General features: G+C 71.6%; 18 protein-coding genes. 13 read left to right on the top strand and 5 right to left on the bottom strand.

Annotation, left to right across the window (positions count from 1 at the left end; genetic code table 11):
* Positions 1-22: 22 nt before the first annotated feature.
* The 4 genes from QRN49_RS11240 to QRN49_RS11225 all read left to right on the top strand — a co-directional run bounded on the left by QRN49_RS11240 (position 23) and on the right by QRN49_RS11225 (position 4,320).
* Positions 23-655, top strand: a complete 633-nt coding sequence (locus QRN49_RS11240; protein WP_146246970.1) for an HAD family hydrolase — start codon at positions 23-25, stop codon at positions 653-655.
* 9 nt (positions 656-664) lie between these two features.
* Entirely contained in the window at positions 665-1,747 is a 1,083-nt protein-coding gene (locus QRN49_RS11235; RefSeq protein WP_284755816.1) for an NADH:flavin oxidoreductase/NADH oxidase, read from the top strand.
* 156 nt (positions 1,748-1,903) lie between these two features.
* A complete protein-coding gene (locus QRN49_RS11230) occupies positions 1,904-3,286 on the top strand; it encodes a hemolysin family protein (protein ID WP_284755815.1) in 1,383 nt (460 codons plus the stop codon).
* Positions 3,283-4,320, top strand: coding sequence for a hemolysin family protein (locus QRN49_RS11225; protein WP_027465832.1), 1,038 nt, complete (start codon positions 3,283-3,285; stop codon positions 4,318-4,320). The genes QRN49_RS11230 and QRN49_RS11225 overlap by 4 nt, the downstream gene beginning before the upstream one ends.
* Before the next feature lie 96 nt (positions 4,321-4,416).
* On the opposite strand, the gene guaB1 is transcribed toward QRN49_RS11225, so the two are convergent.
* Positions 4,417-5,856, bottom strand: coding sequence for a GMP reductase (guaB1, locus tag QRN49_RS11220; RefSeq protein WP_111054022.1), 1,440 nt, complete (start codon positions 5,854-5,856; stop codon positions 4,417-4,419).
* A gap of 177 nt (positions 5,857-6,033) precedes the next feature.
* Here guaB1 and QRN49_RS11215 point away from each other — a divergent pair, with 177 nt between their 5' ends.
* Positions 6,034-9,816 (top strand): multifunctional oxoglutarate decarboxylase/oxoglutarate dehydrogenase thiamine pyrophosphate-binding subunit/dihydrolipoyllysine-residue succinyltransferase subunit, encoded by a 3,783-nt coding sequence (locus QRN49_RS11215; RefSeq protein ID WP_284755811.1) that lies wholly within the window; start codon positions 6,034-6,036, stop codon positions 9,814-9,816.
* 76 nt (positions 9,817-9,892) lie between these two features.
* Here the strand turns inward: QRN49_RS11215 and QRN49_RS11210 are convergent, their stop codons facing one another.
* Complete coding sequence (locus tag QRN49_RS11210; protein ID WP_181440596.1) at positions 9,893-10,333, bottom strand: GNAT family N-acetyltransferase; 441 nt, start codon at positions 10,331-10,333, stop codon at positions 9,893-9,895.
* Positions 10,334-10,447: 114 nt separating this feature from the next.
* On the opposite strand from QRN49_RS11210, the gene QRN49_RS11205 reads away from it, so the two are divergent.
* A complete protein-coding gene (locus QRN49_RS11205; protein WP_284755809.1) occupies positions 10,448-11,029 on the top strand; it encodes a hypothetical protein in 582 nt (193 codons plus the stop codon).
* Between the two features lie 80 nt (positions 11,030-11,109).
* Positions 11,110-12,519 (top strand): LamG-like jellyroll fold domain-containing protein, encoded by a 1,410-nt coding sequence (locus QRN49_RS11200; protein ID WP_284755807.1) that lies wholly within the window; start codon positions 11,110-11,112, stop codon positions 12,517-12,519.
* 19 nt (positions 12,520-12,538) lie between these two features.
* On the opposite strand, the gene QRN49_RS11195 is transcribed toward QRN49_RS11200, so the two are convergent.
* Positions 12,539-12,781 carry a zf-HC2 domain-containing protein gene (locus QRN49_RS11195; RefSeq protein WP_027465838.1) on the bottom strand — a complete coding sequence of 81 codons (243 nt, stop codon included), beginning with the start codon at positions 12,779-12,781 and terminating at the stop codon, positions 12,539-12,541.
* Complete coding sequence (locus tag QRN49_RS11190) at positions 12,778-13,629, bottom strand: sigma-70 family RNA polymerase sigma factor (RefSeq protein WP_284755891.1); 852 nt, start codon at positions 13,627-13,629, stop codon at positions 12,778-12,780. The genes QRN49_RS11195 and QRN49_RS11190 overlap by 4 nt, the downstream gene beginning before the upstream one ends.
* Before the next feature lie 81 nt (positions 13,630-13,710).
* On the opposite strand from QRN49_RS11190, the gene aroA reads away from it, so the two are divergent.
* The 4 genes from aroA to QRN49_RS11170 all read left to right on the top strand — a co-directional run bounded on the left by aroA (position 13,711) and on the right by QRN49_RS11170 (position 18,496).
* A complete protein-coding gene (gene aroA, locus QRN49_RS11185) occupies positions 13,711-15,096 on the top strand; it encodes a 3-phosphoshikimate 1-carboxyvinyltransferase (protein WP_284755804.1) in 1,386 nt (461 codons plus the stop codon).
* 3 nt (positions 15,097-15,099) lie between these two features.
* Complete coding sequence (gene rsgA, locus QRN49_RS11180) at positions 15,100-16,146, top strand: ribosome small subunit-dependent GTPase A (protein ID WP_194654821.1); 1,047 nt, start codon at positions 15,100-15,102, stop codon at positions 16,144-16,146.
* A gap of 369 nt (positions 16,147-16,515) precedes the next feature.
* Complete coding sequence (locus QRN49_RS11175) at positions 16,516-17,688, top strand: ABC-2 transporter permease (protein ID WP_282819651.1); 1,173 nt, start codon at positions 16,516-16,518, stop codon at positions 17,686-17,688.
* A gap of 19 nt (positions 17,689-17,707) precedes the next feature.
* Positions 17,708-18,496 (top strand): inositol monophosphatase family protein, encoded by a 789-nt coding sequence (locus QRN49_RS11170; protein WP_284755801.1) that lies wholly within the window; start codon positions 17,708-17,710, stop codon positions 18,494-18,496.
* An 18-nt stretch (positions 18,497-18,514) separates the two neighbouring features.
* On the opposite strand, the gene QRN49_RS11165 is transcribed toward QRN49_RS11170, so the two are convergent.
* A complete protein-coding gene (locus QRN49_RS11165; protein WP_284755799.1) occupies positions 18,515-20,101 on the bottom strand; it encodes an MFS transporter in 1,587 nt (528 codons plus the stop codon).
* Positions 20,102-20,626: 525 nt separating this feature from the next.
* Here QRN49_RS11165 and QRN49_RS11160 point away from each other — a divergent pair.
* Both QRN49_RS11160 and glmS read left to right on the top strand, forming a co-directional pair.
* A complete protein-coding gene (locus QRN49_RS11160; RefSeq protein WP_284755797.1) occupies positions 20,627-23,326 on the top strand; it encodes a helix-turn-helix transcriptional regulator in 2,700 nt (899 codons plus the stop codon).
* A 402-nt stretch (positions 23,327-23,728) separates the two neighbouring features.
* On the top strand, positions 23,729-25,543 hold the full coding sequence (glmS, locus tag QRN49_RS11155; protein WP_284755795.1) for a glutamine--fructose-6-phosphate transaminase (isomerizing): 1,815 nt from the start codon (positions 23,729-23,731) through the stop codon (positions 25,541-25,543).
* Positions 25,544-25,698 lie beyond the last annotated feature (155 nt).

The raw sequence follows: 25,698 nt of genomic DNA, 5'->3' as shown, positions 1-25,698 counted from the left end.
GCCCCACGTTACGGTGGAGCACATGAGCCTGTTCCTGCCTGGTCGCGTGGTGGTCTTCGACTACGGCGAGGTGATCAGCCGGACACCGCACGCCTCGCGGGACGCCCTCGTGGCCGCCACCGGGGTCCCGGCCGACGAGCTGTTCCCGGTGTACCAGGAGCTCCGGCACGACCTGGACCGCGGCGACCTGTCCGTCGTGGCGTACTGGCGTGCCATCGCGGAGCGGACCGGACGGACCTGGAGCATCTCCGAGATCCACCGGTTCTGGGCGATCGACTTCACCGGGTGGTTCGAGGTCGAGCCGGAGACGCTCGAGATCGTCGAGGAGCTGCACGACGCCGGTACCCGTGTCGCCCTGCTCTCGAACGCGGGCTTCGACTTCGGTGACCCGTACCGCCGCTCCCCGATGGGCTCGCTGTTCGAGACCGTCGTGGTGAGCGCCGAGGAGCACGTCCTGAAGCCCGCGGCATCCATCTACCGCGACACCTGTGCGCGCTTGGGAATCGACCCGGGTCAGATGGTGTTCGTGGACAACAGGGCCGAGAACGCCACCGGTGCGGAAGCGATCGGGGCGGTCGGCCACCACTACACGTCGCCGGCGTCGCTGCGGTCGTTCCTGACGGGACTGGCCGAGGCGCCGGCACCCGTCCTCTGAGGAGCCCGCGTGACGCACGCCCTGTTCGACCCGATCACCGTCCGTGACCTGACCGTCCGCAACCGCATCTGGGTCTCCCCGATGTGCCAGTACTCGGTGGACCAGCAGGACGGCGTGGCGACCCCGTGGCACCTCGTGCACCTGGGCGGCTTCGCCAAGGGCGGCGCCGGCGCGGTCGTGGTCGAGGCGACGGGCGTCGTGCCCGAGGGACGGATCACCCCGCAGGACCTCGGGCTGTGGAACGACCAGCAGCGCGACGCGTTCAAGCCGATCGTCGACTTCCTGCACGAGCAGGGCGCCTCGGCGGGTATCCAGCTGGCGCACGCCGGCCGCAAGGCGTCGACGTACCGCCCCTGGGACACCACGCACGGCACCGTCCCCGCCGACCAGGGCGGCTGGACCACGGTCGCGCCGTCGGCCGTGGCCTTCGACGGCTACGACGTCCCGCGCGAGCTCGCGGTGGAGGACATCCGCGTCGTCGCCCTCGCCTTCGCGCAGTCCGCCCGCCGCGCGGTGGAGGCCGGGTTCGACCTGGTCGAGATCCACGCGGCCCACGGCTACCTGCTGCACCAGTTCCTCTCGCCGCTGAGCAACCAGCGCACCGACCAGTACGGCGGCTCGCTCGAGAACCGTGCCCGCGCGCTGCTCGAGGTCGTGGACGCCGTGCGCGCCGAGGTCGGCGAGGGATTCCCGATCGTCGTCCGGTTCTCGGCCACCGACTGGGTCGACGGCGGGCTCACGCTCGACGAGACCACCGTCGTCGCCCGCTGGGCCGCCGAGCACGGCGCCGACCTGGCCGACGTGTCGACCGGCGGCAACGTCGCGAGCGCACCGATCCCGGTCGGCCCCGGCTACCAGGTGCCGCACGCCGCGGCGATCAAGCGCGACGCCGGCATCCCGACGATCGCCGTGGGCATGATCTCCGAGGCGTTCCAGGCCGAGCAGATCGTCGCGACCGGCCTGGCCGACGTCGTGATGATCGGTCGCGAGATGCTCCGCGACCCGTCGTTCGCGCTCCGTGCCGCCGTCGAACTCCGCGTGCCGGTCGACTACGAGCCGCAGCAGTACCACCGCGCGCGGATCACGGCCTAGGCGCGGTCGGTTCTGTACGGATTCACGGTTCAGCGACCGCGCAGGCAGTACGATTGGCAGCACTGTGGACGATCCCCCGAATAGTTCTTCGCCTCACTCATCCGCCGCTCACTCGGTGAGCTGCACGTCATCCCTGTGCGCGAACGGGGGTGAATCATGAGTCCGATCGACATCGTCATGCTGATCGGCGGCATCCTGCTGACCCTCGGCACGGGTGTCTTCGTCGCGTCCGAGTTCGCGCTGGTCAACCTCGACCGCGCCGACGTCGAAGCGCGGCGCGACCGCGGTGAAGCCGGCCTCGCGCCGGTCATCGGCGCGCTGAAGGTCACCTCGACGCACCTGTCCAGCGCACAGCTCGGCATCACGCTGACCACGCTGCTGACCGGCTACCTGCTCGAACCCTCGATCGCGAAGCTGCTCGAGGCACCGTTCCTGGCGATGAACCTGCCAGAGGGCATCGTCGAGACCGTCGGCTCGATCGTGGCGCTCGTCATCGCGACCCTGCTGTCGATGATCCTCGGCGAGCTCGTGCCGAAGAACTTCGCGCTCGCGCTGCCCCTGCAGACGGCCAGGCTCGTGGTGCCGCTGCAGATCGCGTTCACGACGGTCTTCAAGCCCGCCGTCGCACTGCTGAACGGCACCGCGAACGCCGTGCTCCGGTCGCTGGGCATCGAGCCGCAGGAGGAACTCTCCGGTGCCCGCAGCGCCGAGGAACTCACCTCGCTGCTGCGCCGCTCGGCGTCCGAGGGCTCGCTCGAACAGGACACCGCGACGCTCCTCGAGCGCACCATCTCGTTCTCCGAGCTGAGCGCCAGCGACGTGATGACCCCGCGCCCACGGCTCTCCACCATCCGCGTGTCGGAGTCCGCCGAGGACGTCATCGCCCTCGCACGCAAGACCGGCTTCAGCCGCTTCCCCGTCATCGAGGAGGACGCGGACGACGTCGTCGGCATCGTGCACGTCAAGCAGGCCGTCGCCGTGCCGCGCGAGAAGCGTCCGGAGGTCCCCGTCGGGGCGCTCATGACCGACGCCGAACGCGTGCCGGAGACCATGCCCGGCGACACGCTGCTCGCCGAGGTCCGCGGTCGCGGCTACCAGATGGTCATCGTCGTCGACGAGTACGGCGGCACCGCCGGGGTCGTCACGCTCGAGGACCTGATCGAGGAGATCGTCGGCGAGGTCTCCGACGAGCACGACCGCGCCCGCATCGACGTGGTCCGCTCCCGCGACTGGCTGACCTTCCCCGGTCTGCTGCGTCCTGACGAGCTCGAGGACCGCGCCGGCGTGAAGGTGCCCGAGGAGGGCCCGTACGAGACCGTCGGCGGGTTCGTCATGTCGACGCTGGGCCGCCTGCCCGTCGTCGGCGACGAGGTGCCCCTGGACGGCGGCGTGTTCCGGGTCGAGCGGCTGGACGGCCGTCGGATCGACCGCATCCGCTGGACCCCGACGCGCGCGTCGACCGACACGGCGGCGACCGCGATCATCATCCCGTCCACCAAGAGCACCCCGACCACCACGACGAAGGGCAGCACCCGATGAGCTCTGACTGGTGGGGGATCTTCTGGCTCGTCGTCCTCTTGATGGGCAACGCGTACTTCGTCGCGGCCGAGTTCGCCGTCATCTCCGCACGCCGCTCGCAGATCGAGCCCCGCGCGGAGGAGGGCTCGAAGGCCGCGCAGATGACGCTCTGGGCGATGGAGCACGCCACCCGCATGCTCGCGACCACCCAGCTCGGCATCACGGTCTGCTCGCTGCTCATCCTGAACGTGTCCGAGCCGGCGATCCACCACCTGCTCGAGGTCCCGCTGCACCTGACCGGCTGGAGCGCCGAGGTGATCGGCACCGTGGCCTTCGTGTTCACGCTGCTGCTCGTGTCGTTCCTGCACGTCGTGTTCGGCGAGATGGTGCCGAAGAACATCTCGTTCTCGATGCCGGACCGCGCCGCGCTGCTGCTCGTCCCGACGCTCTGGTACATCGGTCACGGCCTGCACTGGGTCATCGTCGGCCTGAACGAGGTCGCGAACGCCGTGCTGCGGCTGTTCCGCGTCGAGCCCAAGGACGAAGCGGTGAGCGCGTTCACGGTGGAGGAGGTGCAGACCATCGTGGAGCAGTCCCGCCGTGAGGGCACCCTGACCGACGACGGCAAGCTCGCCCTGGCGTTCGAGTTCACCGAGAAGAAGGTCCGTGACGTCGCCGTGCCGATGGCCGAGCTCGTCACGTTGCCCGACGACGCCACCCCCGCCGACGTCGAGCACGCCGTGGCACAGCGCGGGTTCTCCCGCTACGTGCTCGTCGGCGAGGACGGCTCCCCCACCGGCTACGTGCACGTGAAGGACGTCATCGACCTGCGTCCGGACGAGTTCGACGACCCGGTGCCGCCGAAACGCATCCGTCAGCTCATCTCGCTGTACACCGAGATGGACCTCGAGGACGCGCTCGCGACCATGCGGGCCGCCGGGCGCCACGTGGCCCGCGCCTTCGACGCGGACGGCCGCACGATCGGCGTGCTGTTCCTCGAGGACATCCTCGAAGAGCTGGTGGGCGAGGTCGAGGACGCGACCCGACGCCGGTAGACCCACCGGCAGACGGACGGGAGGCGCGGTGCCAGCTGGCACCGCGCCTCCCGTCCGTTCGTGGTCGCGACCAGGGCGACGCGCGCCCCGTCCGCGCTACCAGCTGACGGGCAGGGGCTTGCCCTCCTCGTACCCGGCCGCGGACTGGATGCCGACCAGCGCGCGCTCGGAGAACTCGGCGAGGGACGACGCGCCCGCGTAGGTCGCGGAGCTGCGGACGCCGGTGGTGATCATGTCGAGCAGGTCCTCGACGCTCGGACGCTCCGGGTCGAGGTAGATCGTCGACGACGAGATCCCCTCGGCGAAGAGCGCCTTGCGGGCCCGCTCGTACGGGTCGAGCCGCTCGAACCGCTCGCGCACGGCCTTGGCCGAGGCCATGCCCCAGCTCTCCTTGTACGCCTTGCCCGCGGCGTCGCGACGCAGGACGCCGGGGGCCTCGAGCGTGCCGGCGAACCACGAGCCGATCATGACGGCGGACGCCCCGGCTGCCAGCGCCAGGGCGACGTCGCGCGGGTAGCGCACCCCGCCGTCCGCCCAGACGTGTGCGCCCAGCGAGCGGGCCGCCGCGGCGGTCTCGAGCACGGCGGAGAACTGCGGACGACCGACGGCCGTCATCATGCGGGTGGTGCACATGGCGCCCGGTCCGACGCCGACCTTGATGATGTCCGCTCCGGCCCCGACCAGGTGCGCGACGGCGTCGGCGGTGACGACGTTGCCGGCGACGAGCGGGATGCCGAGCTGCAGCGACGCGACCGTGCGGAGTGCGCGGAGCATGCCGTCCTGGTGACCGTGCGCGGTGTCGAGGACCAGGACGTCCACGCCCGCGGCGGCCAGCGCCTTGGCCTTGGCGGCGACGTCGCCGTTGATGCCGAGCGCGGCGGCGACCCGGAGCCGGCCGGAGGCGTCGACGGCGGGCGTGTAGATGTCGGAGCGGATCGCGCTCGTCTGGCTCGTGGTCCCGACGACCCGGCCGTGCCGCATGACCGGCGCGAAGTCGACCTCGGCGGCCGAGAGCACGTCGTACACGTGGCGGGGTGTGCCGGCGTCCTCGGCGTCGATCGCGGTCGAGGCGCCGTGCAGCAGGTCACCGAGGACGGCGTCGGGGCCGGCGGTGCCGAGCCGGGTCGCGGGCACGCAGCCGAGGTACTCGCCGTCGGCGTCGCGGACGACCACACCACGGCCGGCCACCGGCAGGAGCTGTTCGAGGGCCTCGGCGACGGTGGTCTGCGCACCCATGTCGTAGGCGGTGTCGAAGTCGACCGGCTGGTCCTTCACCCAGCGGATCGCGGCGTCGAGGTCCTGCAGGTGCATGTCCTGCGGCAGCACGCCCAGACCACCGCGGCGGGCCAGGGTGGCGGCGAGCCGGGGGCCGGTGACGGAGTTCATGTTGGCGCTGACGATCGGGATCGTGGCACCGCTGCCGTCGTTCGCCGCCAGGTCGACGTCGAAGCGGCTCGTCACGCCGGAACGGCTCGGGACGAGGAAGACGTCGGAGTAGGTCAGGTCGTGCGTCGGCCGCGTCTCGTAGAACCTCATGCGCTCCACTGTACGGCTCCCGTCACGGCCCCGACCGGGTGCTCGGGGGCTGCCGACTCGCGCCGCGGCTGACACGGAACGGACATGTCGGAGCGGCTAGGCTTGGCACCTGTGCGGCGCAGGGTTGCTCCGCACGACACACACGAGCATCTATCGACGGAGAGTGGGCGATCGGCTGTGTCGAGCCATCTGACCGGAACGGACGAGACCGCGGGCGAATTCGGGGCGAACGAGTGGCTCGTCGACGAGCTCTACGAGCAGTTCGTCGCGGACAAGGAGTCGGTCGACAAGTCCTGGTGGCCGGTCCTCGAGAGCTACCACCGCACGCAGGTCGCTGACGCTCCGGCTCCGGCGGGCTCCCCCGCGCAGCAGGTGCCGGCTGGGCAGCAGGCCCCGGTTTCGCAGCAGGCACCGACCCAGCAGCAGTCGTCGACGCAGCAGCCGGCCACCGGGGACACCCCGGGCGAGGCGAAGTCGGGCCCGATCCAGGCGAAGACCACCTCGCGCCAGCCGGCACCGCAGCCGATCCCGGCCGAGGCGAACGACGCCGCCGACGACCACGAGGAGACCCACGAGGACGTGGCGACCCCGCTCCGCGGCATGGCAAAGACGCTGGCGTCGAACATGGACGCTTCGCTGACGGTCCCGACCGCGACGAGCGTCCGGACCATCCCGGCGAAGCTGATGATCGACAACCGGATCGTCATCAACAACCACCTGCGACGCGCCCGCGGCGGCAAGATCTCCTTCACGCACCTGATCGGGTGGGCGATGGTGCAGGCGATCAAGGACTTCCCGAGCCAGAACGTCTTCTACGAGGAGCGCGACGGCAAGCCGTTCGTCGTCGCCCCGGCGCACGTGAACCTCGGCATCGCGATCGACGTCCCGAAGAAGGACGGCACGCGCTCGCTCCTGGTGCCGAGCATCAAGCGCGCGGAGACCCTGACGTTCGGCCAGTTCCTCTCCGCCTACGAGGACCTCGTCAAGCGTGCCCGCGACAACAAGCTCACCCCGGCGGACTTCCAGGGCACGACGATCTCGCTCACCAACCCGGGCGGCATCGGCACCGTGCACTCGGTCCCGCGTCTGACGAAGGGGCAGGGTTCGATCATCGGTGCCGGCGCCCTCGAGTACCCGGCGCAGTTCCAGGGCTCGGCGTCGAAGACCCTGGTCGAGCTCGGCATCGGCAAGACCATCACCCTGACGAGCACCTACGACCACCGCGTCATCCAGGGCGCCGGTTCGGGCGAGTACCTCAAGCACGTGCACGAGCGCCTGATCGGCGAGCACGGCTTCTACGACGGCATCTTCGCCGCGCTCCGGATCCCCTACAAGCCGATCCAGTGGGCGAACGACATCAACGTCGACCTGGCGCACCGGGTGAACAAGACCGCTCGCGTGCAGGAGCTCATCAACAGCTTCCGCGTCCGTGGGCACCTGATGGCCGACATCGACCCGCTCGAGTACCGCCAGCGCACGCACCCCGACCTCGAGATCGAGAGCCACGGGCTGACCTTCTGGGACCTCGACCGCGAGTTCGTCACCGGCGGCCTCGCCGGCACCACCTCGGCACCGCTCCGCGACGTCCTCGGGATCCTGCGCGACGCCTACTGCCGCACGGTCGGCATCGAGTACATGCACATCCAGGACCCGGAACAGCGTCGCTGGGTGCAGGAGCGCATCGAGGTGCCGTACTCGAAGCCCTCGAAGGAAGAACAGCTCCGCGTCCTCGGCAAGCTCAACGAGGCCGAGGCGTTCGAGACCTTCCTGCAGACCAAGTACGTCGGCCAGAAGCGCTTCTCGCTCGAGGGCGGCGAGTCCACCATCGCCTTCCTCGACACCCTGATCCAGCACGCCGCCGGAGCCGGGCTGGCCGAGGTCGCGATCGGCATGGCCCACCGCGGCCGCCTGAACGTACTGACGAACATCGCCGGCAAGACCTACGGGCAGATCTTCCGTGAGTTCGAGGGGTCCTCGCTGCCGGGCACGGTGTCCGGTCAGGGCTCCGGCGACGTGAAGTACCACGTCGGCACCGAGGGCGTGTTCCGCACGTCCGACGGCTCGAGCATCCCGGTGACGATCGCCGCGAACCCGTCCCACCTCGAAGCCGTCGACGGCGTGCTCGAGGGGATCGTCCGCGCCAAGCAGGACCGCGAGGCCCCCGGCAGCTTCGGTGTGCTCCCCGTGCTCGTGCACGGCGACGCGGCGATGGCCGGCCAGGGCGTGGTCGTCGAGACGCTGCAGATGTCGCAGCTCCGCGGCTACCGCACCGGCGGCACGGTCCACCTCGTCATCAACAACCAGGTCGGGTTCACCACCCCGCCCGAGTCCGCGCGCAGCTCGGTGTACTCCACCGACGTCGCGAAGACGATCCAGGCGCCGATCTTCCACGTGAACGGCGACGACCCCGAGGCCGTCGCCCGCGTCGCCGAGCTCGCCTTCGCGTACCGCGAGGAGTTCCACCGCGACGTCGTGATCGACCTGATCTGCTACCGCCGCCGTGGGCACAACGAGGGCGACGACCCCTCGATGACGCAGCCGCTGATGTACAACCTCATCGAGGCGAAGCGCTCCGTCCGCACGCTGTACACCGAGGCCCTCGTCGGCCGCGGTGACATCACGCAAGAGGAGTACGACGAGGCGCACCGCGACTTCCAGGACCGCCTGGAACGCGCCTTCGCCGAGACGCACGAGGCACAGACCGGCACCATCCCGGTCATCGAGGTCGACGACGACGGTGCGGTGCAGGGGCTCGAACGCCCGGCCGCGCAGCGCGACGACTCCGAGGTCGAGGTGCACGAGACCGCCGTGTCCGAGGAGCTCGTCCGGGCGATCGGCGACGCGCACAGCAACCCGCCCGCCGGGTTCTCGATCCACCCGAAGCTGCAGCAGTTGCTGACCAAGCGCACCGAGATGACGCGAAACGGCGGCATCGACTGGGCGATGGCCGAGCTCATGGCGATCGGCTCGATCCTGGTCGAGGGCAAGCCCGTCCGCCTCGCCGGACAGGATGCCCGACGCGGCACGTTCGTCCAGCGCCAGTCGGTGTTCCACGACCGGGTGAACGGCCAGGAGTGGCTGCCGCTGTCGAACCTCACCGAGGACCAGGCCCGGTTCTACGTGTACGACTCGCTGCTGAGCGAGTACGCGGCGATGGCCTTCGAGTACGGCTACTCGGTGGAACGCCCCGAGTCGCTCGTGCTCTGGGAGGCGCAGTTCGGCGACTTCGCGAACGGCGCCCAGATCGTCATCGACGAGTTCATCTCGTCCGCCGAGCAGAAGTGGGGACAGCGCTCCGGCCTCGTCCTGCTGCTGCCGCACGGGTACGAGGGCCAGGGGCCGGACCACTCGTCGGCGCGCATCGAGCGCTACCTGCAGCTGTGCGCCGAGGACAACATGATCGTCGCGCGTCCGTCGACCCCCGCCTCGTACTTCCACCTGCTCCGCCGGCAGGCCTGGGCCCGTCCGCAGAAGCCGCTCATCGTGTTCTCCCCGAAGGCGATGCTCCGGCTCCGTCAGGCGACGAGCGCGGTCGAGGACTTCACGACGGGAACGTTCGAGCCCGTGCTGGACGACGCGCGGATCTCCGACAAGAGCGCCGTGCGTCGCGTGGTCCTGCATTCCGGCAAGGTGCACCACGACCTGCGTGCCGAGGTCGACAAGCGCGGCGTCACCGACGTCGCACTCGTCCGCCTCGAGCAGCTCGCCCCGCTCCCCCTCGACCGCATCCTCGAGGTCCTGGCGGGCTACCCGGACGCCGACGTCGTGTGGGCGCAGGAGGAGCCTGAGAACCAGGGCGCCTGGCCGTTCGTCTGCATGAACCTGTCGCCGCACCTGGGCGGTCGGCCGTTGTCCGTCGCGGCCCGCTCGGCGAGTGCCGCGCCGGCCACGGGCTCCTCGAAGCGCTCCGCGCAAGAGGCCGCCGACGTCATCGACACGGCACTGAGCGCGTCGGCCTAGTCACGAGCAAGCGCCCCGTGCGGGAGTCCGAGGGACTCCTGCACGGGGCGCTTCGACGTTCGCCAGGTCGGCGGCGCTACGCGATCTTCGTGTACCGCACCCCGGCGTCGTGGTACCCGCGCTTCTGGTAGAACCGGTGCGCGTTGTCCGTCGCGGCCGCACTGACGGCGCTGAGGCGACGGGCGCCCTGCTCGACCGCCCATGCTTCGAACGTGCCGATGAGCGCCGAACCGGTGCCGAGCCTCCTGGCCGTGTCGTCCACGACCAGCAGCAGCAGCTGCGCGGTCGGCTCGTCGCTGGCGTACGCCCACGTGACCTGCGCGCCGGCGACCGCGACGACCCGGCCGTCGTCTCCACGGACCACCCACGTGCGGTGCCCGGCTTCGGGGGTGAGCCGGTCGAGGCGGGCGCGCATCGACGCGTCGTCGACGTCGTGACCGAGCAGGCGGACGAGAGCGGCGACGTCGGCGACGTCCGTGTCGGACCAGGTGGTGGTCGACTCGACGGAGAGGGTCATGTCGGCCAACCTACCCGGGCCGTCGGTCGTGTTGCGACGGGGTTCCATAACAACTGATATTCATATACTCTGCTGTCATATCACCCGCCGGGTGAACCGACCGACAGGACAGCCATGCACATCACCTCCCGCCACGGCCGCACCGCCGCCTGGATCGCCTTCCCCCTCGCCGTCGTCGCGAGTGGCGCACTCATCGCCACGGCCTCGTACGCCGCCTTCTCGAGCAGCACCGACAACGCCGCGAACAGCTGGCGCACCGGCGCCGTCTCCCTCAGCGACGACGACCAGGGCGTCGCGCTGTTCGACGTCGAGGACCTCGTGCCCGGGTCCGCCGGCTCGAACTGCATCACCGTGACGGCGAACACCACCAACGCCTCGACCGTGAAGCTCTTCACCACCGACCCGGCCGACGACGACGCACTCGCCGAGCACGTCGGCCTGACGGTCGAGCGCGGCAGCCTCGGCACCCCCGACGACTGCAGCACGTTCACCACGACGACGACCGTGCACGACGGGACGCTCGCCGGCCTCATGGCGTCCGAGTCCTTCGGCACCGGCGTCGACGCGTGGCAGCCCGCGACGGACACGGCGAGCACGACCTACCGCTTCAGCTACGACCTGAGCGAGGGCGCGCCGAACACCGTGCAGTCGTCCGAGGCCGGCACCACGTTCGTGTGGGAAGCGCAGACGGACTGATCTCCGTCCCCGTCCCCGTCCCGATCCGTCCCGCCAGAACCGCCCGTCCCGCCCGTCCCGCCCGACCCGAGGAGCAGCCGATGCCGAACGTCGCCACCCGCCGTCACGTCCGATGCGTCGGCGACCTGCCCCGGCTGCTCCTCGCGGTCTCAGCGCGGACGGTCCTCTGGTCGGTGCTGCTGCTCGCACTCTGGGCGTCGCTCCCCGCGGCGTTCGGGTGGCACGTCACGACGGTCGTCTCCGACTCGATGGCCCCCGGGATCCGGACCGGTGACGTCGTCGCTGCGATGCCCGTCGGACCGGACGACCTCGAGGCCAGACGGGTGCTGCTCGTCGAGGACCCGGACCACCGGGATCGACTCCGGCTGCACCGGCTCGAGCGCGTCGAACAGGACGGAGCCCTGCGTCTGCGCGGGGACGCCAACCCGACGGCCGACCGAACGGCCGTCGCTCCGGACGCCGTCCTCGGTGTCGGCGTCCTGCGCTTCCCGGGCGTCGGGCTCCCCGGAGTCTGGGTCCGCGAGCGGTCCTGGACCATGCTCCTGCTCGCCGCCGCTGCCGCCGCGGTGCTCGTCGTCGCCGCCCGCGCGGACCGGGGGGTCATCACCGGGCTGCCGTGCCCGCGGTGCGGTGCACCCCGATGGGACACCACCAGTCCGGCGGTCGCCCCCGGGGTCGCGTCCGCGCAGAGCTCCTCGTGGGCGCTGCCGACCATGGCCGCAGTCGCAGTCACGGCGGTCGCCCTGACCGTGGTCGCCGGAGCCGGGTTCAGCGACACGACCGCCACCGCATCGTCACTCCGGACACAGTCGTTCCCGTGCTTCGCTCGACCGCTCGACGCGCCCGTGCTGGCGTGGGACTTCGACGAGAAGGGCGGGAACGCCGTCCGGGACACCAGCGGCCACGGCGCGGACGGCACCGGGCGACTCGGGCCCGTCCGGAACGACGGCCCGTGCTCCGGGAACCCCTCGATGCACTTCGAGACCGACGACAGCCGGGTGGCGACGAACACCCCGACGGCAGCACCCCAGGTCTTCTCGATCGAGGTGTGGTTCCGCACCGACCGCGCCGGTGGCCGGATCTTCGGATTCAGCTCGAGCCAGGACTCGGCCTCGTCCTACAAGGACCGACACCTGTACGTCGGCGCCACCGGCCAGCTCATGTACGGGGTGCAGGGACCTGCGAACGGCTTCCGGTTCGCGACCGGATCGACAGCACGGGTGGACGACGGACAGTGGCACCACGCGGTCGGCACCCTGCGGGTCGGTCGCGCCGAGCTGTGGCTCGATGGCGTGCTCGTCGGCACGCGGACCGACGTCAGGGGCGCGCACCAGTACGACGGCCACTGGCGGGTCGGGCGTGAGTCACTCGCGCCCTGGCCCGGCCAGCCCTCCGACTACACGTTCCGCGGCGACGTCGACACCGTGCGGGTGTACGACCGGGTCCTCGACCCGGACGCCATCGCCGCACACCACCTGGCCGGCCGCTGATCGCCGGCCCGGCGCGGCGTCAGTGCGTCGCCTGCTCCACCCGGATCCGCGCGAGGATCTCGCTGCGCAGCTGGTCGGGAGCGGTCTCCTTGCAGGCACGACGGACGGTCTCCATGAGCACGACGCCGACGCGGTGCTCGGTCTGGCAGTCCTCGCAACCATCCATGTGCTCACGGATGTCCGCAGCGTCCTCGTGCCGGAGCTCGTCGTGCAGGAACTCCTCGAGCTCGGCCTTCGCCTTCGAGCAGTCGCAGCCGCTCATCGTGCGTCCTTCCGTCCGGTGCGACCCGTGGCCGCGGTTGCCTTCGTCGTCTGTGCCGCGCCTCGTCCCCGTCCACGCATCGTCGCCGTCGACGCTGCGTCCGGGACGATGCCGGTCTCACGGGCGTGGTCCGCCAGGAGCCCACGGAGGAGCCGGCGGCCACGGTGGAGGCGGCTCATGACCGTCCCCACGGGGGTCTTCATGATGTCGGCGATCTCCTGGTACGAGAAGCCTTCGACATCGGCGAAGTACACGGCCATCCGGAAGTCCTCCGGGATGGCCTGCAGTGCGTCCTTCACGGCAGAGGACGGCAAGTGGTCGATCGCGTCGGCCTCGGCGGACCGGGCGGAGATCGACTGGGTGACGCTCGCGGCGCCGCCGAGCTGCCAGTCCTCGAGCTCGTCGATGGTGCCCTGGTACGGGTTCCGCTGGTTCTTGCGGTACGTGTTGATGAACGTGTTCGTGAGGATCCGGTACAGCCAGGCCTTCAGGTTCGTGCCCTGCTTGAACTGGCGGAACGCGGCGAATGCCTTGACGAACGTCTCCTGCACCAGGTCCGACGCGTCGGCCGGGTTGCGGGTCATCCGCATGGCCGCACCGTAGAGCTGGTCCATGAAGGGCAGGGCCTGGTCCTCGAACAAGGACCGCAGCTCCGCCTCGGAGACGGTCTTCGCGTCCACCGGCTCGTCTGCGGCGTCGTCGAGGGCTTCGTGCTCCTCTTCGACGGCGTCGAGCTGCACCTCGGTCTCGTCGACCAGGTGGTGCGGAGCTGCCTGCGGTTCGTCGGTCGTCATCGCCGCCAAGTCTAGGCCGAGCGTGCCGAGCGTCGTCGGCACCGCGGTCAGCACGGTCGCCGTGCCGGTCCGCTCTCGTGCGAGTGTTGCTGTCGCCACTGATCCTCCCGGTGCGTTCAGTACCCTGGTGAACCGATGGCAGACACGACGCATTCCCACAGCGGGACCCAGCCCGCCGACCCCTGGATCGCCCCGGTCGCAGGGGGTCCGCTGCGCGGCGACGTCGCGCTGCCCGGGTCGAAGTCGCTGACGAACCGGGAGCTCGTGCTCGCGGCCCTCGCGGACGGCCCCTCGACGATCCGGCTCCCACTGCACTCCCGTGACTCGGCGCTGATGATCGCGGGCCTCCGTGCGCTCGGGGTCGGCATCGAGGAGCTCGAGCCGGCGGCCGGCACCGCCCCGAACCCCTACGGCCCGGACCTCCGGATCACGCCCGCCCCGATGCACGGCGACGTCCGCCTGGACTGCGGGCTGGCCGGCACCGTGATGCGCTTCCTGCCGCCGCTCGCCGCCCTGGCCGTCGGGCCCGTCACGGTGGACGGCGACCCCTACGCCCGCAAGCGGCCGATGCACGCCATCGTGCAGGGACTCGTGGACCTCGGTGTCGACGTCACGGACGACGGCGGCGGTTCGATGCCGTTCTCGTTCACCGGCACCGGCTCGGTCCGCGGTGGCGCCCTGACCATCGACGCCTCGGCGTCCTCGCAGTTCGTCTCCGGCCTGCTGCTGTCGGCCCCCCGCTTCGACGAGGGCCTGCACCTCACCCACGTCGGCGAGCGCCTGCCGAGCATGCCGCACATCGAGATGACCGTCGCGGCGCTCCGTGCCCGCGGCGTCCGCGTCGACGAGCCGTCGATCGGCGAGTGGGTCGTGCACCCCGGCCCGATCGGCGCGCGTGACGTCACGATCGAGCCCGACCTGTCGAACGCCGCGCCGTTCGCGGTCGCCGCGCTCGTCGCCGGCGGCACGGTCCGCATCCGCACCTGGCCCACCGAGACGACCCAGGTCGGTGCCGACCTCGAGACGCTCCTGCCCCTGTGGGGGGCGAGCGTGGCCCGTGACGGTGACGACCTGGTCGTCGACGGCGGCGTCGGGATCCGCGGTGGGGCCTCCTTGCGGGGTCTCGAACTCGACCTGAGCCGCGGCGGCGAACTCGCCCCGGCGCTCGTCGCGCTGGCCGCGCTGGCGGACGGACCGAGCGAGATCACCGGGATCGGCCACCTGCGGGGGCACGAGACGGACCGCCTGGCCGCGCTGGCGGCGGACCTCAACCGGTCTGGAGGCGCGGTGCACGAACTCGACGACGGCCTGCGGATCGAGCCGGCGCCGCTCCACGGCAGCGCCTGGGGCGCGTACGACGACCACCGGATGGCGACCGCGGGGGCGATCGTGGGCCTCGTCGTCGACGGCGTCGCCGTCGACGACATCGGGTCGACCGCGAAGACGCTGCCGCAGTTCCCGGAGCTGTGGGCCGCGCTCGTGGCATCCTCGGTGTCCGCTGCACCGGTGAGTGGGGACTGACGCATGAGCTGGTGGGACGACGTCGACGGTGACGACTCCGACGCGGACGAGCCGTACGGGCAGTACGACGAGTCGAGCGTCCGGGTGCGTCCGAACCCGAAGGGCAACCGGCCACGCACGAAGACCCGGCCGACGTACGACGACGCCCCCGTCGGGTGGGTGACGAACGTCGACCGCGGGCGGTTCGGCGTGCTGATCGACGACCACGTCATCACCGCCACGAAGGCCCGCGAGCTCGGCAAGAAGTCCGTCGTCACGGGTGACCACGTGTCGCTCGTCGGGGACGTCTCGGGCGACCCCGGCTCGCTCGCGCGCATCGTGAAGGTCGCCGAGCGCACCACACTGCTGCGACGGAGTGCCGACGACTCCGACGAGGTCGAGCGCGTCATCGTGGCGAACGCCGACCAGATGCTCATCGTGGTGGCCGCGGCCGACCCCGAGCCGCGCACCCGCCTGATCGACCGGTACCTGGTGGCCGCGTTCGACGCCGGCCTCGACCCGATCCTCTGCATCACGAAGACCGACCTCGCCGACCCGGCTGCGTTCCTGGCGCACTTCGCGTGCCTGGATCTGCGGATCGTGACGAGCCGATCGGACGACGTCCCGTTCGAGGCGCTGCACGAGCTCCTCGACGACAAGGTGACCGTGACCGTCGGGCACTCCGGTGTCGGCAAGTCGACCCTGGTCAACGCCTTGACCGGGTCGACGCGCGCGATCGGCGTCGTGAACTCCGTGACCGGTCGCGGGCGGCACACGTCGTCGTCGTCCATCGCGCTGCAGGTCCGCGACGGTGGCTGGATCATCGACACGCCCGGTGTGCGGTCGTTCGGGCTGGGGCACGTCGACCCCGCGAACGTCTTCCGGGCGTTCGCGTCGCACGCCGTGCCGGTGCTGCCCGCGCGGGACGGCATCCCGCTGGCGCAGGCGCACGACTGGGAGATCGTCGACCGGGTGCAGGACGGGGAGCTCGGGCCGACCGGCGTCGAGCGGCTCGACTCGTTCCGGGCGCTGCTGACCGGGATGGGCGCGTCCGACCCCGGTTCCGAGTAGCGCGGCGGGCGGTGCCGGTCGGCACTTGTCGCCTGCGGGTCGGCGACTGGTCACGACACCCCGCGGTGTATGCGTCGAGTGGTCACGAACTGTCGGATGGCGGGGCGGCACCCGACAGTTCGTGACCACTCGTGCGCCGGGGCGCGGTGAGTCGTGACCACTCCGGCGCCTGTTCGCGCCGTGCCCCTTCGCACCGCGTCCCCTCGCACCGCGCCCCTCGCACCGTGCGAGGGGCGCACGAATGGTGCGAGGTCGTGCACTCCGTGCGGCCTCGCGTGCGTCGCACGGAGTGGGCAAGCTCGCACCGGACGGCGCCTCGGCACCAGCCTGGCGTCGACAAGCACGCATCGGGGTTGTACAGTTGCGGTCGTGTCTGAAGTTGCAAAGTACAACTTTGCGCCGACCCCCGCTGTCGACGCCCCGTCCCCGAGCACGACGACGACGTCGCACGCGCACCACTCCCCCACCCACAAGTCCCCACGAGCCCCGAAGCCGCAGCGGTCCGACAGCGTCCTGCGCCCCGCCGGCCTCGGTCGCGTGCTGCTGACGTTCGCCTCGCACATCCTCGTGCCGCTGTTCCTGGCCGCCGGCATGGGCCTGGCCTACCTCGGTGCCTTCCACGCCCCGGCCCCGCAGGAACTGCCCGTCGGCATCGTCGGCCAGGGCGCGGCCACCCAGGTGTTCGCCCAGACCGTGACCGACCAGTCCGACGGCGCGCTCGTTGCCCACGTCGTCGCCTCGACGAAGGCGGCCGAGCAGCAGGTGCGCGACCGCGACCTCGCCGCCGTGTACGCACCGACGGCGACGGGTGCCACGCTCTACGTCTCGACCGCCGCGTCGGAGACCACCGCGAGCGCCGCGCAGAAGGTCTTCCTGCCGATCGCCTACGACCAGCACGTGCCGTTCCGGGTCGTCGACGTCGTGCCCACGGGCGACCAGGACACCACCGGCCAGGGGCTGTTCTTCCTGCTCGTGGCCCTGAGCGTCGGCGGGTACGCGTCCGCGATCGCCGTGGCCTCGGTCGCGACGAAGCTCCGCGCCGTGTGGACCGCGGTCATCGGGCTCGCCACCGCGGGGATCGTCGCCGGCATCGGCGTGATCGTCGCCGGACCGATCTACGGCGTCATCACCACCCACCACTGGCAGGTGTTCCTGTTCGCCTGGCTCTACGACGCGATCATCGTCGCGCTCGGCGTCGGGCTGCACCCCGTGCTCGGCCGGTGGACCACCCCGATCCTCACGATGCTGTTCGTGATGCTGAACTTCACGTCGTCCGGCGGTATCTTCCAGCCGGCGTTCCAGCCCGGGTTCTTCGCCGCCCTGCACACCTTCTGGAGCGGTGCCGCGTGGCTGCAGGCCGCGCAGGACCTGCAGTACTTCCCGGACGCCTCGCTCGGCCGGTCGTCGCTCGTGCTCGCCCTCTGGCTGGCCGCCGCGCTCCTGCTCTGCGTGGTGGTGCACGGGCTCGTCGCCCGCCGGACCCGCATCGCCCGCGAGCGCGAGGTGACCCGGCTCGAGGAAGAAGAGGTCGTCGCCGCATAGCGACGGTAGGTTGGGCGACGTGGACCTCAGCGCCGACCTGGACTTCGCCCGCTCCCTCGCCGACACCGCCGACGCGATCAGCCTCGAGCGCTTCCGTGCCGCAGACCTGCACGTGACGAAGAAGGCCGACAGCACGCACGTCACCGACGCCGACCAGGCCGTCGAACGCGCCCTGCGCGAGCGGCTCGCCGCCGAGCGACCGGACGACGCGTTCCTCGGCGAGGAGACGACGGCGGACACCGGGGCCGAGGCCGTCAGCGAAGGACACCGCCAGTGGGTGGTCGACCCGATCGACGGCACCGCCAACTACCTGCGCGGCGTGCCGGTGTGGGCGACCCTCATCGCGCTCGCGGTCGACGGCCGCCCGGTGCTCGGCGTCGTCAGCGCCCCCGCCCTCGGCAAGCGCTGGTGGGCGGCCGAGGGCTCCGGCGCGTTCTCGCTGGACGGACCGCTCCGGGTCTCCGGGGTGTCCGAGCTCGCCGACGTGAGCCTGAGCTACAACAGCATCCAGCAGTGGGACGACGACGACCGCCTCGAGCCGCTCGTCGACCTGTCGCGTCGGGTCTGGCGGACCCGGGCCTACGGCGACATGTGGTCGTACATGATGGTGGCCGAGGGCGTCCTCGACGTCGCCGGCGAACCGGACCTGAAGCCGTGGGACATCGCAGCCCTCGTCCCCATCGTCGAAGAGGCCGGTGGCCGCTTCACCTCGCTCGACGGCGATCCCGGGCCGTGGCACGGCAGCGCCCTCGCCTCGAACGGCCTGGTGCACGACGCCGTCGTCGGGGTCATCCGCCGCGACTCCTAGGCACGGTCGGCGGGCCGGTCAGCCCCGCTCGGCGGACCCCGGCGCCTCGGTCCGCTCGGCGGATCCGTTCGCCCCGGTGCGCTCGGCGGACCCCGCAGCCGCGTCCGAGTGCCCGGAGTCCCCGTCCGACCGCCGCGCCGCCCGACGTCGCGCCACCAGGTCCGCACCGGCCAGCACCAGTGCGAGCGCCATCAGCGACACCGTGAACGTCGTGCCGCTGCGGAACGCGTCGTGGTACGCGTCGAGCCGAGCGCCGGCCCCACCGGACCCCGAGCCCGCCGCCTCGCTCCGCACGATCCCGTAGAAGATGCTCGTCGCGACCGCGGTGCCGATCGCGGTGCCGACACGCTGCCCGAGCTGTTGCATCGACCCCGCCACCCCGGACTGCTCGACGGGGATCTCGGCCAGGGTCAGGGTCTGGTTCGGCGACACCACGAACCCGCCACCGAGTCCACCCACCAGGAACGCGCCCGCCATCGCCCACGGGGTGACCTCCGGCGGGGTGGCGACGGCGGCGACCATGAGCAGCAGGAAGCCGACGACGACCATCCCGAGCCCGGCGACGACCAGCGCCCGCCCGACCCGGTCGACGATCCGTCCGCCGATGTACGAGCCGACGGCACTCGTCGCGGCGAAGGGGATGCTCACCATGCCGGCGAACAGGGGCGAGAGCCCGAGGCCCTCCTGCAGGTACAGCGTGACCATGAGGAACGACGCCGGCAGCGCCGCGAAGTAGACGGCGACGATCGACAGCCCGTTGCGGTACGACGACAGCCGGAACAGCTCGAAGTGCACCACGGGCGACTTGCCCTGCCGCTTGAACCGCTGCTCCCAGAGCACGAACAGCACGAGGAACACCGCGAAGCCGACCAGCCAGAACCAGCGGGTCGCGGAACCACCCCCGCCGCTGGCCAGCACGAACGGCAGCATCAGGGTGATGATCGCGGCGCCGAGCAGCAGGATGCCGACGATGTCCAGTTCACGGTCCTGCGCCTTCCCCTGGGCACCCTTCGGCAGCAGGCGGATGGCGAAGAGCAGTGCGGCGATCCCGAGGGGCACGTTCATCCAGAACAGCAGCCGCCAGCCGGACTCCTCGCCGCCGATCGCGATGAGGCCACCGCCGATGGTCGGCCCGAGGGCGGTGGAGATGCCGATCATCGCCCCGAAGAGCCCGAACGCGCGGCCCCGCTCCGGCCCGCGGAACAGCTGCTGCACGAGTCCGATGACCTGGGGCATCTGGATCCCGGCGGCGATGCCCTGCAGGATCCGCGTGACGATCAGGACCTCGATGTTCGGTGCGACGGCGCACAGCAGGCTCGATCCGGTGAACGCGCTGAGCCCCACGATGAACATGACCCGTCGGCTCTTCAGGTCCCCGAGCCGACCAGCGGGCACGAGGGCGAGGCCGAACGCCAGCGCGTACCCCGCCACGATGAGCTGGAGCGACGAACTGGTGGCCCCGAGGGACTGCTCGATCGAGGGCAGCCCGACGTTCACCTTGGACAGGTCGAGGATCGTCAGGGCCGCCACCGCCACGCACACGGCGAAGGCCCGCCACCGGGTGCGGTCATCGAGACGGGCGTCGGTCGGTTCGGCGTTGGACATCCCGTCCTGGCTACACCTGCGACGACGAACGAGGTCCGGACAGACCTGTACCCCGGTTCCGTCCGGAGGACCCGGATCGGGGTCAGGAGGGCGGGTGCAACTCCCCCGTCGTGGCCCCCCGTACTGGGGGCACCGTTCTGGACATCTGGTCGCGGGAGTCCGCCTCGCGGACCGGTACCTGAGTTATCGTGCTCCAGACGGCAGGTCACGTGATGCTCTCGGATTCCCTAGATCCGGACGGCGGAACAGACCGGTCGTGTTCGTCCGAAGACCCTAACCCGAGGGGTGATACAGACGATGACATCATCGTTCCCGAGCGGAACCGAGTGCACCCACACTCGTCGACCGCATCCAATCCACGACAGTTCCGGCGCGCGCTCAGTCGCCGCCGCTCGTCCGCACTCCGCCACGGTCACCCGCCGTGCAGCAGTCCGGTCCGCCTCCGTGCGCCCCGTCGCAGCGACCCCCGCGTTCGCCGACGCCCTCCTCGCAGCATCCGCCTCCGGACCCGGAGGCCGGTGAGTCATGGCACTCACCGGTCGACGTCTCGAGGTCGACCGGATCGCGACCCTCGCAGTGCTCCCACGGGAGTCCGCGATGGTCGTGGTCGGCGACCCTGGTTCCGGACGCAGCAGCGTCCTCGACGCGGTCTCGAACCGCGTTTCCCTCCCCGTCGTCCGGGTCGGTGTCAACGGGAGTGAGTCCCGTTGGCCACTGGCCGGGGTGACCTCCCTGTTCACCGCGCTCGACGACCCCCGAGCGACCGCGCACATCGCCCACCTGCTGCAGGCCGGCGGGACCGCGGCCGCCGTGACGGCCGGGCTGGCGGCGGCGCACGACTTCCTCGACGCCGTGCACGCCCTGACCCTCCCGCCGACGCTCGTCCTCATCGACGACCTCGACCGGATGGACGCGGAGAGCCAGGAACTCATCGCGTTCCTCGCCGGACGACTCGCGGGCACCGCGCTGCGCGTCGTGGCGACGGTCCGTTCGGTGCCGTCGGACGGTCCGCTCGCGGCCCTGCCGACCCTGCGCATCGAACCGCTGGCATCGGACGAGGCACTGATCCTCGCCCGGGCCATGGCACCGGCCGAGGCGAACGACGGCGTCCTCGCCGTCCTCGCCGAGGAGACCGGCGGCAACCCCGGCGCGCTCCGCGAACAGCTCGCGGTGCTCACCCGGGAGCAGCTCACCGGCGCGGAGCCGATCGTGCTCCCGCTCCGACCCACTCCGACGACCGAGGCCATCGCGGCACTCGCACTCGGGCCCGCCGCGGGACGCGATCTGGACGTCCTCGCGAAGCTCGCCCTGGTGCCCGTCGCGAAGACCATGGCGTGGGACCGCGACGAGCTGGACGACCTGGTCGGGGCCGGTCTCGCGACCGTCCGCGGCCAGAGCGTCACCGTCCGGCACCCGCTCGTCCGTTCCGCGCTCTACTGGCGGATGCCCGCCCGTGACCGTCGTGCGGCACACGCCGAGCTGGCGACGGCGAGCGCGGAGACCGACCCGCGGTCGGCCGCGTGGCACCGGAGCTTCGTCGACGACGTCCCCGACGTGGTGGCGCTGCTCCAGGCCGCACGGTCGTACGTCGTGGACGGCAACGTGCACGCCGCGATCGCCCTGACCGAGCGTGCACTGCACGTCGGTGGCGGGACCGAGGACGAGCACGTCGCGCTCCTCGGGGTCGCGGAGGCCATGCTCGGCAAGCGCCTGCTCGGCTTCGCCGCGCGGTACCTCGCGGCGCTCCGTCCGTTCCGGACGACGCCGAACGAGGTCCGCCGGCTCCGCCTGCAGTACTCGGCCGAGTACCTCAGCGGTGACGCCGTGCACGCGGACGAGCTGCTCGTCCCCGTCGACGCGACCGACCCGGCCGAGGTGGACGCCGTCGCCGGGCTGATGGCCATGGTGGCGTGCTTCCGTGCCGAGGCGTGGGAGCTCGACCAGGCCAAGGACCTGCTGCACCGGATCGAACCGCTCGAGGGGTCGGCGTCCGCGCACACCCTCGAGATCGCGACGACCGCGCGGGAGCTCATCGCCGCCGTGGACGGCGTGCTGCCGCCCGACACCGAGCTGCACGACGGGCTCGCGACGTCGGAGCTCGTGGCGATGTCCGACCCGGCCCTGCTGCTCCTCGCCCACGCGCTGAGCATCGGCGAGCGCTACCGGAGCGCGCGACGGGTGTTCGCACTCGTGCTCGCCCGGGGGCAGGAGACCGCAGCGGTGTGGACCGAGGCGGCGCGCTACCTGACGGCCGAGAACGAGGTGCGCTCCGGGAACTTCCGGCAGGCGCTCCGCGCGATCGACGTGTGGGAGTCCGGTTCGTCCGTCGCCGAGCGGTTGCGTGAGCCCTCCAGGGCGATCGCCGTCGCGTGGCGGCACTTCGCCGAGGGCCGTTCCGCCGAGGCGCTCGACGTCGTGGACCGGTGCCTCGCGCACCGTTCGACGAGTCGGCTCTGGGGTGCGACGGCGAAGCTGCACGCGCTCCGCGGCAAGGTCCTGCTGCTCGACGGCCGCCTCGACGAGGCAGCCACCGCGCTCGAGGCAGCCGACGCCATCGGTCGGTCGCTCCGGAACCCCGCGGTGCTCCGGCACCTCGGCGACCTGGTCGAGGCGTACGTGCGGCTCGGACGGATCGACGACGCCCGGACGATCACGGCCCGCCTGGCGGCGGACCACCACGCCCGGCCCGGACGCTGGGGTGCCCTGGTGCTGGCGCGGAGCCTCGCGCTCGTCGCCGACGACACCACCCGCGAGCCGGCCCGTCGCCGTGCGCTGGAGCTGTTCCAGCCGCACGACTCGCAGTACGAACGGGCTCGCACGTTCGCGGCGTTGGCCGCGGTCGGCAACCCGGCGGAACGGCCGCGTCTCGGCGCGGCGGCCGCAGCGGCGTACGAGGCGGCCGGCCTGCGTCGACCGCTCGTGACGCCGGCGCCGGCTCCGGCGATGCCGCAGTTCGGCACGGGCTCGTCGTCGATCCGGTCCGCACCGGTGCTCTCGCCGGCGTTCCCCGGGACGCCGCGCAGCGCTCCCGAAGCGTCGGCGGTGCTCACGTCGCTGACCGCCGAGGAGCGTGCGGTGGTGCAGAAGGTCACCGAGGGCTACCGCAACCGCGAGATCGCCTCGTCGCTGTTCATGTCGCAGCGCACGGTGGAGCTGCGGCTCACGCAGATCTACCGCAAGGTCGGCGCGCGGTCGCGATCGCACCTGGTCGCGCTCCTCACGTAGGAGACGCACCACAGGACGGAGGGGAGGCCTGGTACCAGCTGGTACCGGGCCTCCTGTCTGCGCGCGGTTGCGGGAGTCCGCACGCGACCGCAGCGCGGTGTGCCCCCGCACGCGGGGAACCGCAAGAGCGTCCGACGGGTGTTGCCGTGTGGTCGGCGGCGGGTGAGGCTTCTCCTGCACCGACCGCCGTGCCCCTCCCCCGGGGGCCAGCCCGCGGTACCCCGTCCGGTACCCGAACCCCTCGGCCCAACGACACCGACGTCCGTCCTCGCCTGATCCGAGGACGGGCGTCGGTTCCCGGGCCGGGAGGCCCCGGACGCGCGGCAGACCCGACGGCGGTCGGTGCCGCACCAGTCCCACCTCCCCGTTCCACCCACCCTCGTTCCCCCGAAGGGACAGCCGATGTGCGGCATCATCGCGGCCCGCGTGTCTGACGACGCGACCCCCTACCTGCTCGACGGACTCGAACGACTCGAGTACCGCGGGTACGACTCCGCCGGCATCGCCGTCCGGACGGCCGTCGGCCGCACCGAGACGATCCGCTCGGTCTCCCGCGTCGGCGACCTGCGCACGCTCGTCGCGGCACGCTCCGGTGACGCGCTCACCGGCGTCGGCATCGGTCACACCCGCTGGGCCACGCACGGTGCCGTGCGCGAGGCGAACGCACACCCGCACGCCGACTGCACCGGCCGGATCTCGATCGTGCACAACGGCATCGTCGAGAACGCGGAGCGGCTGCGGCAGACGCTCGAGGCGCAGGGCCACCGCTTCCGGTCCGACGTCGACTCCGAGGTCATCGCGCACCTGGTCGAGCGGGCGCTGGCGGTCGACCCGGACCTGATGCTCGCGGTGCAGATCGCGACGGCGCAGCTCGAGGGCTCGTGGGCGATCGTGGTCCTGGACGCCCGGGACGGCCGCATGGTCGTGGCGGCGGACCGTTCGCCGCTCGTCGTCGCCCGCTCCGGCCGCGGTGACTTCGTGGCGAGCGACATCGGCGCGATCGCCGAGTGGTGCGAGACCTTCGTGGCGCTGCGCGACGGCGACGTCGTCGAGCTCGGCGAGGCCTGGACCTGGTCGTCCGACGGCATCACGGTGCCCGTGCCGTTCCCCACGCCGTCCCCGTTCGCCGCCGCCGCGCTCGACCTCGGCGACCACACCGACCACATGGCGAAGGAGATCGACGAGCAGGCCGACGTCGTCGCCACGATCCTGGACCGGGTGACCCGCCGCACCGCCGACGGCAGCATGTGGGTGGGCCTCGGCCTGGCCGGCTTCCACCGGCTGGCGATCGTCGCCTGCGGCACGTCGCTGAACGCCGGCCAGGTGATCGCGACCGCACTGCGCGGGATCGGTGGTGTGCCGACCGACATCGTCGTCGCGAGCGAGGCCGACCAGGCCGTGCTCGGCCCGGGCACCCTGGTCGTCGCGATCAGCCAGTCCGGCGAGACGGCTGACGTGCTCCGCGCCCTGGACCGGTTCGAGGACCGCCACCCGGTGCTCGCGCTGACGAACAACATGCACTCCTCGCTCGCCCGACGGGCCGACGCCGTGCTGGACTGCCACGCCGGCCCGGAGATCGGGGTCGCCGCGACGAAGACGTTCACGGCGCAGGTCGTCGTCGGGGTCGCGGCGATGATCTCGGCGATGGTGGCCTCCGGTCGCATCGAACCGTCGCACGCGCAGGTGCTCGTCGATGAACTGCTCGACCTGCCGGCCCGGATCGAGCACGCCGCGCGGGTGTCCGCCGAGCGGATGCCGCTGCTGGTGTCGAGCGTCAAGGAGGCGACGGGCTTCCTGTTCCTCGGCCGCGGTGCCGGACTGCCGTACGCCGCCGAGGGCGCCCTGAAGCTCAAGGAGCTCAGCTACCGCTGGGCCGAGGCGTACCCCGCCGGCGAACTCAAGCACGGGCCGCTCGCGCTGGTGGACGACGGCACCCCGGTGGTCGTCATCGACCACGGTGAGCCGAAGATCCAGTCGGCGATCGCCGAGGTCCGGGCCCGCGGCGGCTTCGTCATCACGATCGGCGGCGAGTCCGCGGACATCCCCGCGCTCGGCCGCCGTGGCACCGGTGACCTGGCCTGGGGCGCGATGACCGCCCCGTGGGGTCCGCTCGAGGCCGTCGTGCCACTGCAGATGCTCGCGCGGGAACTGGCCCTGCAGCTCGGGTGCGACGTCGACAAACCCCGGAACCTCGCGAAGTCGGTGACGGTCGAATAGCCGGGCGCCGACGCGTGAACCGCCTGACGGTCTTCCTCGCCGTCCTCACCGCCCTGGCCATCGCCGGCACCGTGGTCCTGGTCACGGTGGTGCTGACGACGCCCGGGCTCTCCTGACGCCGATCCCGCAGGGTCTTCCTGGGCGGGGCTGCGATG

Source organism: Curtobacterium sp. ME-Dv--P-122a (genome assembly GCF_030209645.1).
GTDB classification, from domain to species: Bacteria; Actinomycetota; Actinomycetes; order Actinomycetales; family Microbacteriaceae; genus Curtobacterium; species Curtobacterium flaccumfaciens.
This window is presented reverse-complemented; position numbering and strand designations above follow the sequence as displayed.